This window comes from Collimonas sp. OK307, from assembly GCF_900113705.1.
Lineage (GTDB): Bacteria > Pseudomonadota > Gammaproteobacteria > Burkholderiales > Burkholderiaceae_D > Collimonas.
Genome location: NZ_FOQI01000007.1, coordinates 218,329 through 233,169 on the forward strand (window position 1 = coordinate 218,329; position 14,841 = coordinate 233,169).

General features: G+C 56.2%; 10 protein-coding genes. 2 read left to right on the forward strand and 8 right to left on the reverse strand.

Annotation, left to right across the window (positions count from 1 at the left end; genetic code table 11):
- Nucleotides 1-103: 103 nt before the first annotated feature.
- From BM205_RS11705 to trxA, 5 genes are all read right to left on the reverse strand, one after another.
- Nucleotides 104-1,822, reverse strand: coding sequence for an ArnT family glycosyltransferase (locus tag BM205_RS11705; RefSeq protein WP_092414672.1), 1,719 nt, complete (start codon nt 1,820-1,822; stop codon nt 104-106).
- Nucleotides 1,823-2,057: 235 nt separating this feature from the next.
- Nucleotides 2,058-2,327, reverse strand: coding sequence for a type B 50S ribosomal protein L31 (locus BM205_RS11710; protein ID WP_061532390.1), 270 nt, complete (start codon nt 2,325-2,327; stop codon nt 2,058-2,060).
- 244 nt (nt 2,328-2,571) lie between these two features.
- A complete protein-coding gene (locus tag BM205_RS11715; RefSeq protein ID WP_092414673.1) occupies nt 2,572-3,858 on the reverse strand; it encodes an MFS transporter in 1,287 nt (428 codons plus the stop codon).
- 279 nt (nt 3,859-4,137) lie between these two features.
- A complete protein-coding gene (rho, locus tag BM205_RS11720) occupies nt 4,138-5,400 on the reverse strand; it encodes a transcription termination factor Rho (RefSeq protein ID WP_014004861.1) in 1,263 nt (420 codons plus the stop codon).
- Nucleotides 5,401-5,505: 105 nt separating this feature from the next.
- Nucleotides 5,506-5,832, reverse strand: coding sequence for a thioredoxin TrxA (trxA, locus tag BM205_RS11725; protein WP_092414674.1), 327 nt, complete (start codon nt 5,830-5,832; stop codon nt 5,506-5,508).
- Between the two features lie 325 nt (nt 5,833-6,157).
- Between trxA and BM205_RS11730 the strand changes: the two genes are divergently transcribed.
- Together BM205_RS11730 and BM205_RS11735 are read left to right on the forward strand one after the other, a co-directional pair.
- Complete coding sequence (locus BM205_RS11730) at nt 6,158-8,893, forward strand: PD-(D/E)XK nuclease family protein (RefSeq protein ID WP_092414675.1); 2,736 nt, start codon at nt 6,158-6,160, stop codon at nt 8,891-8,893.
- Nucleotides 8,890-12,198, forward strand: a complete 3,309-nt coding sequence (locus BM205_RS11735) for a UvrD-helicase domain-containing protein (protein ID WP_092414676.1) — start codon at nt 8,890-8,892, stop codon at nt 12,196-12,198. Before BM205_RS11730 ends, BM205_RS11735 begins: the two co-directional genes overlap by 4 nt.
- Nucleotides 12,199-12,284: 86 nt before the next feature.
- On the opposite strand, the gene BM205_RS11740 is transcribed toward BM205_RS11735, so the two are convergent.
- From BM205_RS11740 to BM205_RS11750, 3 genes are all read right to left on the reverse strand, one after another.
- Nucleotides 12,285-13,028, reverse strand: coding sequence for an amino acid ABC transporter permease (locus BM205_RS11740; protein WP_092414677.1), 744 nt, complete (start codon nt 13,026-13,028; stop codon nt 12,285-12,287).
- A 174-nt stretch (nt 13,029-13,202) separates the two neighbouring features.
- Nucleotides 13,203-13,997 (reverse strand): basic amino acid ABC transporter substrate-binding protein, encoded by a 795-nt coding sequence (locus tag BM205_RS11745; protein ID WP_092414678.1) that lies wholly within the window; start codon nt 13,995-13,997, stop codon nt 13,203-13,205.
- A gap of 38 nt (nt 13,998-14,035) precedes the next feature.
- Nucleotides 14,036-14,827 (reverse strand): basic amino acid ABC transporter substrate-binding protein, encoded by a 792-nt coding sequence (locus BM205_RS11750; protein WP_092414679.1) that lies wholly within the window; start codon nt 14,825-14,827, stop codon nt 14,036-14,038.
- Between the last annotated feature and the right edge of the window lie 14 nt (nt 14,828-14,841).

Sequence of the window (14,841 nt, forward strand, 5' to 3'; positions counted from 1 at the left end):
TGATTTCTGCGGAGCGATCAATAGCCTTTCTGCATGAATCTATTTTTCTCCGGAGATATTAGCTACCGCCATTCCTCTTGCCAGATGGGACGGATAGATGAGATTACTTACCGACCCGCTGGTACAGGCGGAACCGCTCATCGCGATCCGACGGCCGGCGGCCGGTCCACAGCAGTTGCCAGTTACCCTTGAATTCGCGCCAGATCGCATCGTCGGATTTGACTGAGATGTTGTCTTGATACAGCAGGAAATCGCAATGCGGCTGGCCGTATTCGCCAAACGGGATGCCCCCGAAATAGGCAAACGATGCGCGTTGCGCCGGTCCGACGTTGGTATCCACGCATTGTTTGACCGCAGGCAGGTGCTGATCGATCTGCGCAGCCACTCCGGCGTAGCTCTTGCTGTAATTAATCCACGGCATCCACAAGGTGGTCAGCAACAGCCAGCAGAGAATCACGCCGCCAGACGACAGCACCACGGCGCGCCACAAGACCGCCGGTCGGCGCGACAGGCGCCAGTTCACCAGCAAAATCCAGAATATCGAGCCGAGCAGGGCGATCACCAGCGCGATCAGATTGAACTCAGGTTTAAAACCTGGCGCCAGTTTGTAGACATTCTTGGCAATCTGCGCCGGCCAGCCGCTTTCCTTGGCGATCCAGGCCAGCCAGATAAATGCGGCGCAAGCGGTCAGCGTCATCACCGAGAACCAGTCTACTGCGTTGATGGCGCCGCGTTTCATGGTCGGCAAGCCGAATGCGGCCAGAATAACCAGCGGCGGCAGCAAGGGCAGTAAAATGCCTTCTTCAGGATGCGGATTGAGCAACAGCACGATCGTCAGGCTGATGAAAAATGCCAGCGGCAATGCGATATGCAAGGTCGAGCGTTGCTGGCGCCAGGCATATACCGCCCAGCCGGCGAAAGGCCACGCCGGCCATGCAAACCAGATGCCGTATTTAAAGTAATACGATAGTGCGGTCCAGGTCGGCCAGCTCAGTTGCCGCAGATTGAAAATCTCCCAGGCGGCGAAGCGAACCATTGCACCCGGCAATAACGCGCAGCTGGCGACGAACCAGATGGCGGCAACCGCCAATGTGACTGGTAATGTCATCAGCAGCAAATCCCTGGCGATGGCTTTTTCCCTGATCAATGCCAGTGTCAGCAAGCCGCACAGCAATGCCATCGGGACTAGCCAGCCGCGGGTCAGGATCAGCAGGCCGAAGCTGAGGCCGAGCATGGCCGCACTACGCAAGCTGCGTGCATCAAACAGCCGCACCGCAATATAGATGGAAAAAGCCACCAGTGAAACTTGCAAATTTTTGGCGGTTGGCTCGTGACTTTGCAATAGCAAGCCGAGACTGCCGAGATAAATAAGGAATGCGCCGTCGGCCAGGGTACGGCCAAAATCGGTGGGTTCCGGCTGGCCGCCGAATGCCAGTCTGAGCGGTTGCGCTTCGCTACGTCGTCCCAGCAGATAAGTGGCGTACCAGACCGATAGCGAACCGACCAGGAAAAACCCGACTGCCGGCAACCGGCCTGCGAGCGGATCGCCCAGCAGCCAGCCGAATAACTTGATGCAGATTGCGCCTATCCAGTAAGTCAGCGGGCTTTCGCCGGGCATGGGCAGGCCGACGATGTTCGGCATCAGCCAGTCGGCGATGCCGCCATGGGACATGGTCCAGGCGATACCGAAGGCGGACGCGTCTTCATTTTTCCAAGGATCGCGTCCGATCAGGCCGGGCAAGATATAGAGCAATCCCAGCGCCCACAGGCCCCAGCGTGGCAGTGCGCTGGTGGCGGAGGCGGGAAGGCGGACGGGCTTCATCACAATGGCGTCTGATCAATGTTGAATTGCTGGGTATTGTGCCGGATAGCGGGTTACTTCGCTATTACTGAGCGTAATTTTTGTTCTTGATATTCTCAAGGAAATAAGCACTTTTTTACGATTTATCAAAGAGTTGGCTGCAATGCGTTGCAGCACGCGGAATTCCGCTCATGCTTACAAACTCTGACAAACAAAAAAAGGCAGCCGCAGCTGCCTTTTTAAACATGCGATCGAATTAAGTATTTGCGATCGAAGTCTTGGAACCGACAGTACCGAATTTCTTACGGAACTTGTCAACGCGACCGGCGGTGTCGACGATTTTGTGTTGACCGGTGTAGAACGGATGCGATTCCGACGAAACTTCAATCTTCACCAAAGGATATTCTTTACCTTCGTGAGTGATGTTTTCGCGAGTCTGGATAGTCGAACGGGTCACGAACTTGAAATCGTTCGAAACGTCGTGAAACAGAACTTCGCGGTAATTTGGGTGAATGCCGTCTTTCATAATTGCCTCTATTGAGTGGTAGCCAATCAATCACTTCGTCGGTCGTCTTGCTTCTTGACCCGATTGTCGATCACTTGCCGGGGGTGGAAAACCGCGAATTATACAATAAAACCCGGTAAATCCGGTTGCGAAATGGAAAAAACGAATGAAATCAGTGCCTTGGGGAATATCAGGACTGATTTCTATATTGTTTTTTTGATAGCGGCCTGGGCAAGTAGCGGATTCACCCGGGCTGGGGCTGGTTCTATGCAGGCACCATCTTTTGATTGCCGCTTTTGCGGTACAAATATAGTGTTGCAATTAAGCCACATATTGCTGCGGCAGTCATCCACATGCCAGGTGCGCCCTTATCGCCAGTGTACTCAATCAGGCCGGTTGCGATGGCCGGGGTAAAGCCGCCAAAAATGGCCGTTGCCAGGCTGTAGGCCAGGGAAAAGCCCGCAGTGCGCACTTCGACCGGCATGACCTCGGTCAGGGCCACCACCATGGCGCCGTTATAACTGGCGTACAGGAATGACAACCAGAGTTCGACCATCAGCATCTTCTGGAAGGTCGGGTCGGCCACCAGCCACGACAAGGCCGGATAAGAAGTCAGGATGGTGAGTATGGTAAATGTCAGCAGCAGCGGCTTGCGGCCGATGCGGTCGGACAGGGCGCCCATCACCGGCAGCCAGATGAAATTCGAAACGCCGACACAGAAGGTGACCACCAGCGCATCGATGGTGGTGAGTTTCAATACGCTCTTGCCGAAAGTCGGCGTGTAGACGGTGATCAGGTAGAACGACACGGTAGTCATCGATACCAGCATCATGCCGGCAACCACCAGGCCCCAGTTATCCACCATGGAGCGCAGGATTTCGCGCACTGCCGGTTTGTGCTTACGGGCCATGAACTCCTCGGTTTCCTGCAGGGAGCGGCGAATCATGAACAGCACCGGCACAATCATGCAGCCGACAAAGAACGGCACGCGCCAGCCCCAGTCAGCGATTTGCGCGGGCTGCAGCCACACTTGCAAGCCGAAACCGAGTGCCGCGGCGACGATGATGGCGACTTGCTGGCTGGCGGATTGCCAGCTGACGTAGAAGCCTTTGTTGCCCGGCGTTGCCATTTCTGACAAATAGACCGAGACGCCGCCCAGTTCAACCCCTGCCGAGAATCCTTGCAGCAAGCGGCCGATCAATACCAGCAGCGGCGCTGCATAGCCGATGGTGGCGTAACCCGGCACGAAGGCAATCAGCATGGTACCGACCGCCATCAGCGCCAGGGTGGTGATCAGGCCCTTGCGTCGGCCGACCCGGTCGACATAGGCGCCGAGGATGATGGCGCCAAGGGGACGCATCAGGAAGCCCGCACCGAAAGTCATGAACGTCAGCATCAGCGAAGCAAATTCATCGCCGGCCGGGAAAAACGTTTTTGAAATGTAGGTTGCGTAAAAGCCGAACAGGAAGAAATCGAACATTTCCATGAAGTTACCGCTGGTAACCCGCAGGACGGTGCTGAATTTCGATGGACTGGATTTAGTCGTCGCCATGGTGTGTTGTCGTGAAAATTTTAGGTTCGGAAGAATAGCATTTAACAGGTGAGCTTGTTCAGTCTATACCTTATCGGTCGGCCGTCAAATCCTGCTGTAAATCAGGGTTGTCTCCGGCCGGGTTTGCACTGCTGCAAAGGTGCTCATGCGTTTTTTGCCTATATGCCGCCGCAAATACCTGCAAAAAAAAAGTCTGACGTGCTTGCGCAGGTCAGACTTTTTTTGTTTTCGATCGAGGTAGATTTCAACCGAAACGGGCCAGGCCGGGGTCGAGGTCGATTAGCCGCCGCGTCGCATCATGTCGAAGAACTCGGCGTTATTCTTGGTCGATTTCATCTTGTCGAGGATGAACTCCATCGCTTCGATCTCATCCATGCTGTACAGCAGCTTGCGCAGCACCCAGATTTTTTGCAGCTGGTCAGGCTTGATCAGCAATTCTTCGCGGCGGGTGCCGGATTTGTTCAGGTTGATCGACGGATAAACGCGCTTCTCGGCGAGGCGGCGTTCCAGATGCACTTCCATGTTGCCGGTACCCTTGAATTCTTCGTAGATCACGTCATCCATGCGGCTGCCTGTTTCGATCAGGGCGGTAGCGATGATGGTCAGCGAACCGCCTTCTTCGATGTTACGGGCAGCGCCGAAGAAACGTTTCGGACGTTGCAGCGCGTTAGCGTCGACACCACCGGTCAGGACCTTGCCGGAAGCAGGGATCACGGTGTTATAGGCACGTGCCAGGCGGGTGATCGAATCCAGCAGGATCACTACGTCTTTTTTCATTTCGACCAGGCGCTTGGCTTTTTCCAGCACCATTTCGGCGACTTGCACGTGACGTGTGGCCGGTTCGTCGAAAGTGGATGCAACCACTTCGCCGCGCACCGAGCGCTGCATTTCTGTCACTTCTTCCGGACGTTCGTCAATCAGCAGGACGATCATCACGGTGTCGGGATGGTTAGTCGTGATGGCATGCGCAATGTGTTGCAGCATGACCGATTTACCCGACTTTGGCGATGCCACCAGCAGGCCGCGCTGGCCTTTGCCGATAGGCGCGATCATGTCGATGATACGGCCGGTGATGTTTTCTTCGCCGCGCATGTCGCGTTCCAGCGGCAGCGGTTTGTTCGGGTGCAGTGGCGTCAGGTTTTCAAACAGGATGCGGTGTTTCGACGCTTCCGGCGATTCGCCGTTGACCTTGTCGACCTTGACCAGTGCGAAATAGCGTTCGCCGTCTTTCGGCGTACGCACTTCACCTTCGATCGAATCGCCGGTGTGCAGGTTGAAACGGCGGATTTGCGAAGGTGAAATATAAATGTCGTCGGTAGACGCCATGTAGCTGGCGTCGGGCGAGCGCAGGAAGCCAAAGCCGTCAGGCAGGACTTCGAGGGCGCCATCGCCAAAAATCTGTTCTCCTGATTTCGCGCGCTTTTTCAGGATCGCGAACATCAGCTCTTGTTTGCGCAAACGCGCTGCGTTATCGATGTCCAGGCCGATTGCCATTTCTAGCAGGGCGGAGACGTGTAACGCCTTTAATTCAGATAAATGCATAGGTATGAGTGTCCCGGGATGGGAAGTATTGGGTGGGGGAGGGAACTGCGTGGTGTCGTTAGTAAAACACAAGCGGCGATGCGGGCGCACCGCCGCGGTTGTTATTTATAGGTTCGAATCAATGAATGCAGTGAGTTGGCCTTTGGCCAGCGCGCCGACTTTTTGTGCCGCAGGAACGCCGTTCTTGAACAGGATCAAGGTCGGAATGCCACGGATGCCATGCTTGGCAGGCACTGCCTGGTTGGCATCAACGTCCAGCTTGACGATTTGCAGCTTGTCGCCGTATTCCTTGGCGACTTCTTCCAGGATCGGGGCAATCATCTTGCAAGGACCGCACCACTCAGCCCAGAAATCGACCAGGACCGGTTTGTCTGATTTAAGTACATCTGCTTCAAAGGATGCGTCGGAAGTATGTTTAATGTGTTCGCTCATGGTTTCCTCAGTGTGAGGGAAAAAAGAATCAATGTGTGCCAAGACTACTTACCATTCCTGCTTGGTGGTTGCCATCGGCGTTCCCTATTCTATTTAATAAGTGGGGATGCCGTGCGCGAATTCAAGTTTTTGTGGGTGTGGTAAGAGGTGTTGCGGCGGGATATTCACTAAATAATAACCGATTTTGATAAAAAGTGTGGGCGATGTAATTATTTCGAGCTTATTTTTTCAAGGCCTCGCATAAAATGAGGGCTAATTGTTGCAAAAATGCGAGCGCCGTTGTTCTCGTAGCAGAGCGGCCGGTCCCGTCCATCCAGTGAGCCACATGCCCCTAGAATCCATAAAACTTGTGCCATCTGCCAACTTCTGGCCGGCTGCGGCACGTGCATTGCTGGCGGCCTGCCGCGAGGACAGCGGCGATAGCGGCCAGCGCGATTTCGCCCGCTGGCGTGTGGTGCTGCCGACTTTCGCACATGCGCAACCGTTGAAAGCGGCGATCGCTGCGGAATTAGGCGGGACTTTCGTGCCGCCGCAATTCTTTACGCTGTCAGGCTGGTTGATGACGCTACCCCCGCTGCCCAATGTACTGCCCGCCAGCGAACGGCTGATGCGTTTGTATGCCGAGTTGCGCCAGCACGGCTGGCTGAAAAAATTATTCACCGCGCGTCGCAATACCGATCTGCTGCCGCTGGCACAAACGCTGTTAGCGCTATCAGATGAGCTGACACAGGCTTTGTTGCCCGGATTGCACGCCGATGCTGCCAGCGATCCGGAGCAGCGCTGGCAGAACGCGCTGGAACAATTGTCACCGGATGCGCGCAAATTATTGTCGGACGAGACGCAGCTGGTGTGGTCGATCTGGAAAAGCCAGCTGGATGCCGACGATGCGATAGCGGCACGCTTCGCGCAAATGCTGCAAATAGCGGAAAGCGCCAGCCAGCCGCTGATCTGGATCAGTTCGGTGGCGCCGGAGCCGTTGGAGCAAACTTTTCTCGACGCCTATGCCATGCGTCAACGGGTGGTGACGATGACGCTGGACTGGCGTGCGCAGGCAATACTGCCGACTTACACAGTGGCGTGGCCGGAGATGGTGGAAGTCGCAACCAATGAAGAACGCGGCGCTATCGCAGCCAGCGATCACGCGTTGCCGGCCGAGTTGCAATTGTGTGCTGCCGCTAGCGTCGAAGACGAAGCAGTGCAAGGTGCGCAAATGGTGATCGACTGGCTGCAGTCAGGCAAAACCAGTCTGGCGATTGTGGCGCAGGACCGGGTAGTGGCCCGGCGGATTCGCGCCTTGCTGGAACGTGCGCAGATTCATGTGGCCGATGAAACCGGCTGGAAGTTGTCGACCACGCGCGCTGCTTCCGCCATTGCCGCCTGGTTCGACGTCGTCGCTGCGCGCGGCGAAACCACTGCCTTGCTGGATTTGCTGAAGTCGCCGTTTGTATTGAACGAAGCGCCCAGGGATTTGTTGCATGAGGCGCAGGACAGCGTCGCCAACAAGTCGGCGCTGGTGATGAAAATAGAATTGCTGCTGCGGCGCGCCAACGTGCTCGGTGAATGGCGCACGGTGATCAATGCGCTGAATGCGGCGCCAACGGAGCAAAAGACGGTAGCCTTGCTGGCGCAGCAGGCGGCATTGTTCAGCGGCCGCAAGAATTTGCGTGACTGGATTGCTACCACTACCTCGGCATTGGACAGCTTGGGCATCGCATCGGCTCTCAGCGCGGATTCGGCCGGCCAGCAGATCTTGCAGCTGTTGCAGAATATTGCGCCACCGGCGAATGATTTTTCTGCACTGTTCTCTTTTCCGGAATGGCGCGCACTGGTCAATCTGCAGCTCGACGACACCAGTTTCATCAGCGCCATCAATGACCGCCGGGTAGTGATGCTGCCGCTGAATGGCGCTCGCTTGCGCTCGTTCGATGCGGTGCTGATGGTTGGCGCCGACGCCGATCACCTGCCATCGCAACCGCAAGAGACGCTGTTCTTTGCCAATACCGTCAGGCGTGAGCTGGGCCTGGCGACACGCGAGAGTCGGCAGCGCCAGCAATTGCGCGACGTGGTCGAACTGCTGGCGATGAATCCGCAGGTAGTGTTGTCCTGGCAGGCGCATAAAGATGGCGAGCCGAATCCGGTCAGTCCCTGGATCCAGCGCCTGCAACTCACATTGGCGCGTAATGCCGCGCCCGCACTGACTGAAAAGCGGGCGGAGATTGCCGCGCAAAGCTTGCAGGCGACGCCGTCAATCATGCCCAGGCCTGCAGCGCCGCAGCTGACGCCAAGTCGTCTGTCTGCCAGTGCTTACAACAGTTTTATCCAGTGTCCGTATCAATTTTTTGCCCGGCGCATGTTGGGTCTGGCATCGCTGGATGAGCTGTCCGATCTGCCGGAAAAGCGTGACTACGGCGGCTGGCTGCATGAAATCCTGGAAACCTATCACGAAACCCTGCGTGATCAGCCATGTCCTGCAGATCGGCGCGAAGCGTTGCTGGTGGATATCTCAAAAAAATTATTCGACGAAGTCATCGCCAAAAATGCCGCAGCCCTGGGTTACTACTCGCGCTGGCAAAAAGTCATTTCGGCTTATGTCATCTGGGCCAATGAGCACGAAGCCAAAGGCTGGAGTTTTGTGTTTGGCGAACAGGCATATGAAAAGCCGATGCCGCTGGCAGACCGCGATTTGACCCTGCATGGCCGGATTGACCGGATCGACGAGAACGATGCCGGTGAACGCGCGGTACTGGATTACAAGACCAACAACCTGCTCGTGCTGAATAGGAAACTGAAAGACCATGAAGATCATCAACTGGCGTTCTACGGTTTGCTGTCGGACCGACCGGTTGCGGCGGCGCACTACGTCGCGCTGGAAACTACCAAAGACAAGGTCGGCGATGTGAGCGCACCTGATTATGACGAAGCGCAGCGCGCTTTGGCCGCACAGATTACGATCAATGTGGAAGCGATTGCGCACGGCGTCGGCCTGCCTGCCAATGGTGTCGCATCGGTATGCCAGTATTGCGATGTACGCGGCCTGTGTCGCAAGGGAGCGTGGGAATGACCGAGCCGGTGCACATCGCGCTACCGAGCGCTTATCGGATGAATGGCGAAGTGGTCGACGCCCAGAGCTTTACCAATGCCGCCTGCGATCCGCAACACTCTGTGGTGGTGGAGGCGTGCGCCGGCAGCGGTAAAACCTGGTTGCTGGTGGCGCGCATGCTGCGCCTGTTGCTGGCCGGCGCCGCACCGTCCGAACTGCTGGCGATTACCTTTACCCGCAAGGCCGCGCAGGAAATGCGCGAACGATTGTTGGAACTGTTGCATGATCTGGCCCTGCAGCCGGATGCCAAAGTGCGCAACTTGCTGTTGGAGCGCGGTATCGAGCCACAAGCCTTGACGCAGGTATTGCCTGCCGCACGCAATCTGTACGAGCGCGTGCTGGCTAGCCCGCAGAGTTTATCTATCGATACGTTCCATAGCTGGTTTGCACGCCTGCTGAAAATTGCGCCGCTGGCTTCGGGTGTGCCGCACGGCTACGTGTTGATAGAGAAAACTGGCGAGTTGCAGTCCGACGCCTATCTGCGTTTCATGCAATCGCTGAATGATGAAGAGAATAGCCAGGTCAAGCGGGATTTGCTGACGCTGTATCAGCTGGTCGGTGATTTCAGTACAAGAAAACTGTTGAACGCTTTCATCGATAAGCGCGCCGAATGGTGGGCGGTGATACAGCAGGGCGTGGATGCGCCGATGGAATGGCTGCGCGAGATGTGCGGTGAAGATGCGGAAGTCGACGCCCGTCTGTCCTTGTGGGACGACGAGAAATTATCATCTCAAATGAAGCAGATTGCCTGGTTACTTGGACAGGGTTCGGCGACCAACCAGAAACGTGCGACCGCTATTGAAATGGCGCTATCCGCGGGCGCGGCAGTAGTCAATTTCGATGCGCTCTGTAGTCAGTTCTTCGATGACGCAGGCAAGCCGCGGAGTAACGGCAAAACCAAGGATTTTCTGAAGGCGCTGGAAAACAGCTTGGGCGGCAACGCCCTCGACGCCTTCGAAGCTGAATTTTTTGCGACCGGAGAAGCGCTTAAGTTACTGCGCAAGCGCAGTTACGAACGTACCGTACTCAGTTTGAACCAGCATCTGTTCAGTGTCGGCAATGCCTATCTGGAATGCTATCAGGCGCTCAAGGCAGAGCAGCGTGTGTTCGATTTCGCCGACCTGGAATGGCAAGCCTACCGCTTGCTGACCAATCCGGAAAGTGCGGCCTATCTGCAAAGCCGACTCGACAGCCGCTACAAGCATATCCTGCTGGACGAGTTTCAAGATACCAATCCGCTGCAATGGAGCATCGTGCGCGCCTGGTTGAGCGCCTATGGTGAAGATGCCGGCCAGCCGAGCGTGTTTGTGGTCGGCGATCCGAAACAATCGATCTATCGTTTCCGCCGCGCCGAGCCACGCGTGTTCGAAGCCGCGCGTCAGTTATTACAAGAACAAGGCGCCACAGTGTTGCAAGCCAACCAGACCAGGCGCAACGCCAGCGCGATTGTCGACGTGTTGAACGCCAGCTTCCGCGCCAATCCCCTGTTCTCAGCACAAACCACGTTGGGCGAAGTCGGCGGCGATGTGTGGCGTTTGCCGTTGATCCGGCAAGCCGGCGATGAGGCAGAGGAAGCGCCGCAGGGCCTGCGTAATCCATTGACGATCGCACGCGAAGAATCGGAAGATGCGCGCCGCCGCGACGAGGGCAGGCAACTGACGCAAGCGTTATGGCGAGCCAGGCAAGAGCTGACAGTGCGTCAGGAACAGGGCAGCCGCACAATACAGTGGTCGGATGTGATGTTGCTGGTTAAGAAACGCAGTCATCTCGGCGCTTACGAAAGCGCGCTGCGCGAAGCCGGCATACCGTTCATGTCCGACAAACGCGGCGGCCTGCTGGAGTCGCTGGAAATCTCCGATCTGATTGCTCTGCTGACTTTCCTGATCACGCCTGACGATGCGCGGGCACTGGGCCACGTGTTGAAATCGCCGATCTTTGGCGCCAGCGATGATGATCTGATCGCCCTGGCGCAACGCACCGAACGTGGCTGGTGGGCGCGCCTGCGGGCTGCTGCGTCGGCGGACGACGCTACGCCGGCGTTGCAACGCGCCAGTGCTTTGCTGGAAGAATGGCTGCAGGCGGCGCCACGTTTGCCGGTGCACGATCTGCTCGATGTGATTCTGCATCGAGGCCAATTGCTGGCCCGCTATGCGCAAGCCGCAACGCCTTTGTCGCGTAGCCAGGCCATCGGCAACATCGAAACCTTCGTCGAACTTGCCTTGAACATGGACGCAGGCCGCTATCCCAGCTTGCCGAAATTTATCGATGCCTTGCGCAGCTTGCAAAATGCCGCCGGCGGCGATGCACCTGACGAAGCCAGTATCGATGCCGCCACCGACGCGGTACGGATCCTGACGGTGCACAGCGCCAAGGGCCTGGAAGCACCGATAGTGGTGCTGCTGGATGCCAACCACAGCAAACCTGCCCGCGACGACTATGGCATCCTGTGCGACTGGCCGCAAGACGCGGAAGCACCGCAGCACTTTTCCGCGTTCGGCAGCAGCGCCGAACGTGGCGCTGCGCGCGATCCTTTGTTTGCGGCGGAAGAAGGTTTCAAGACGCAGGAAGACTGGAACCTGTTGTACGTCGCCACTACCCGCGCCAAGCAGTTGCTGATCATTAGCGGCGTCGCCGGCAGAAGCGGCGGCGTGACGGATGACAGTTGGTATGCGCGGCTCGAACATGTGCCTGAAGCCAGTTTCGATGCAGTCGCAGAAGCTGCTGCAGTCGTTGATGGCGCACAAAGATTTGAGCAGGAAATATTCGATCCTCCGCAAATGCCGCCGCCGGTGGTAGCGGCCGCTGCAACATTTGATAACCAGGCGATAGCTGAAGGCATCGCGCTGCACGGTTTGCTGGAACGCGTCACCCAGCATGGCCAATGGCCGGTGGTGCTGCCGGATGCCGAGACGATTGCACGTTGGCTACCGTGCCCGCTGGTGCTGGCAAAGTTGATCAGGCACCAGGCCCAGACCATTCTGGGACAGGCTGATCTGGCGCATTTCTTTAATCCAGCCTTGCACCTGCACGCGCGCAATGAAATGGAAATCATTGCCGATAACGTCGTGCTGCGTTTCGACCGGGTGGTGATCTTTGACGATGAGGTATGGATCCTGGATTACAAACGCAACCTGCTCGACAACGAACGTGCGGCGTATACCACGCAGTTGCGCACTTACCGGCAAGCGGCGCAGGCAGTGTTTGGGGATAAACGCTTGCGTACGGCGTTGCTGACAGTGGATGGACGGTTGTCGGAAATCGACTAGGAAATCAGCCAGTTACTCGTTAAAAAGCCCTTATTTCCTGAATGAAAATAAGGGCTTTTCAGATTGTCGCTATAGCTAGCGTGCAATCAACGGTGATGCGGCGCCGCGTATTTCTTTTCCAGTCGGCCAACCAGCATCGCCAGGCACATGGTCATGGCGAAATAGACCACGGAAATCGTGATGTACGGCTCCCAATAACGCGAATAAGCGCCGGCTACGGTCCTTGCCGCATAAGCCAGCTCGGCCAGGCCGATGGCCGATACCAGCGATGAATCCTTGAGCAGGGTGATCGCTTCATTGCCAAGCGGCGGCAGCATGCGGCGAAACGCTTGCGGCAGCACCACATACCGCATGGTCAGTTTGTAACCCATGCCGAGACTGGATGCTGCATACGTTTGGCCGCGATCAATCGACTGGATACCCGCGCGGAAAATCTCGGAAATATACGCACCGGCATTCAACGACAAGGCCACCACACCTGAAATGAAGGCGCCGTAATCCTGTTTGATGGTGCGCGCCAGCTCGCCGGAGATCAGCAGGCCGTTGTCTTGATGGATCAGCACCGGCATCACTGCAAAGTGGATCAGCAGGATCTGTACGAACAGCGGGGTGCCGCGAAAGAAGGCGACATAGAAGCTGGCCAGCCCTTTCAACACGCGCAGCGGCCATTTCCACGGGCCGTGTTTGACATCCGCTAAACGTAGCATGCCCAGCAATAAGCCCAGGATGGTGCCGATGATGATACTGATCACGGCAACCTGTAGCGTCATGAAGAAGCCTTTGACGAATAGCGGCGCGTAGCCTTGTATGATGCTCCAGCGAAAATCCATAAGTATTGTTGAAAAGAAACGGTGCGACAGGCTGAGTGGACGCGCAACCCGGCTGGTTGGCGATCCGGGCTATGCAAGAAGATACTAAAAATTAGCGCGAAATTATATCGTAGTTGCCGCAGACAGCCAAAAACAGGCGGCCTGCGGAGGAATTTTCAACTATTTACTTACTGCTTATTTGCTGCCGCCAAAGTACTTTGCATTGATTTTGTCAAAGCTGCCGTCAGCTTTTACATCTGCCAGGCCTTGATTGATTTTGGCCAGCAGCTCGGTATTCCCCTTGCGTACCGCAATGCCATAGTACTCTTTCGGAAAGCCGGCGTCGCTCACTACGCGGAAGCTGGCGGACGGATTGTTGGTAATGTAGTTCCTCACCACCGGATCGTCAGCCACCACGGCATCGACGCCGCCGCTTTCCAGTTCCTTCAAGGCCAGCGTGGTGGAATCGAAGCGCTTGATGCTAGGGTTGTTCTTGCCCACCAGGTTTTGCACCACTTCATCGCCGGTGGTGGCGCTTTGCACGCCGATTTTCATATTCTTCAGGTCATTGAACTGTTTGACCGAGGTATTCCCTTGCGGGACAGCGATCAACTGGCTGGCTTCAAAATACGGTATCGAAAAATCCACGGTCTGCTTGCGCTCATCGGTAATCGTGATGGCCGAAATCAGCAAGTCGCGGTCGCCTTGAGCGAGGAAATTGAAGATACCTTCGAACGGCGTCGGGACGAATTTTACTTCGATGCCGCTTTTTGCCGCGATCGCTTTCATCAAATCGATATCGAATCCGACTACTTCCTTTTTTTCGTTTTCAGCGGAAAACGGCGCGTAAGCGGATTCAACCCCAACTACGTACAGGTTTTGTTTGGCAGCTGCCGCCGGTGCTTCTTCCTTTTTACTGCAGGCGCCCACTGCCAGCAGACTCATGCTCAGAGCGCATAGCGGCAGGTAACGGCGTAACATTTTTTTCATGGTGCTCTCGCAAAAATCAGTCGAATTTACAATCGAATTTATAACTTCTCGTCCGCGAAATACTTCTTGTATATCCGGTCCTGGGAGCCGTCCGCCTTGATCTGTTCCAGCCCGTGATTCAGCTTGGCCAGCAGGTCGGCATTACCCTTCTTGACCGCGATTCCGTAATATTCCTTAGGGAAAGCCGGATCGTTGACGATGCGGAAATTCTTGCCCGGATTGTTCTTCACGAAATTGGTGACGACGCCATTGTCGCCGATCACGGCATCGACGCCACCGCCTTCCAGCTCTTGAAACGCCAGCGGCATCGATTCGAAGCGCTTGACGCTAGGGCTGTTTTTGCCGACCAGGTTTTGTGCCGCTTCGTCAGCGGTGGTAGCGCTCTGGACGCCGATCTTCAAAGATTTCAGATCTTCGAATTTAGCTACTTTGGAATTCGACGGTAGCACGATCAACTGCTTCGCCACAAAGTAGGGTTCCGAAAAATCCATGGTCTGACGGCGCTGGTCGTTGATCGTGATGGTGGAAATCAGGATGTCGCGGTCGCCCTGGGCCAGTGCATTGAACAGGCCGTCGAACGGTGTATTGACGATCCTGATCTTGATGCCGGCCTTGTCGGCCACGGCTTTCATGATCTCGACATCGAAGCCGACCAGTTCTTTTTTCTCGTTCTCGGAAGCGAACGGCGCATAAGCACCGTCGGCGCCAACCACATATTCAGTGTTGCCTGCGGTCGCCGCAGAGTTGCTGTCCTTCTTGCCGCAACCTGCCAGCACAGCAAGTGAACACATCAAGGCCAGAGTCAGAGCCGGCAGATATCGTTGTTTCATATTTTCTCTCGATG

Bases quoted from the DNA above. Each gene is read 5' to 3' on its own strand.
- BM205_RS11705 (WP_092414672.1), bottom strand. From the start codon at position 1,822: ATGAAGCCCGTCCGCCTTCCCGCCTCCGCCACCAGCGCACTGCCACGC.
- BM205_RS11710 (WP_061532390.1), bottom strand. From the start codon at position 2,327: ATGAAAGACGGCATTCACCCAAATTACCGCGAAGTTCTGTTTCACGAC.
- BM205_RS11715 (WP_092414673.1), bottom strand. From the start codon at position 3,858: ATGGCGACGACTAAATCCAGTCCATCGAAATTCAGCACCGTCCTGCGG.
- rho (WP_014004861.1), bottom strand. From the start codon at position 5,400: ATGCATTTATCTGAATTAAAGGCGTTACACGTCTCCGCCCTGCTAGAA.
- trxA (WP_092414674.1), bottom strand. From the start codon at position 5,832: ATGAGCGAACACATTAAACATACTTCCGACGCATCCTTTGAAGCAGAT.
- BM205_RS11730 (WP_092414675.1), top strand. From the start codon at position 6,158: ATGCCCCTAGAATCCATAAAACTTGTGCCATCTGCCAACTTCTGGCCG.
- BM205_RS11735 (WP_092414676.1), top strand. From the start codon at position 8,890: ATGACCGAGCCGGTGCACATCGCGCTACCGAGCGCTTATCGGATGAAT.
- BM205_RS11740 (WP_092414677.1), bottom strand. From the start codon at position 13,028: ATGGATTTTCGCTGGAGCATCATACAAGGCTACGCGCCGCTATTCGTC.
- BM205_RS11745 (WP_092414678.1), bottom strand. From the start codon at position 13,997: ATGAAAAAAATGTTACGCCGTTACCTGCCGCTATGCGCTCTGAGCATG.
- BM205_RS11750 (WP_092414679.1), bottom strand. From the start codon at position 14,827: ATGAAACAACGATATCTGCCGGCTCTGACTCTGGCCTTGATGTGTTCA.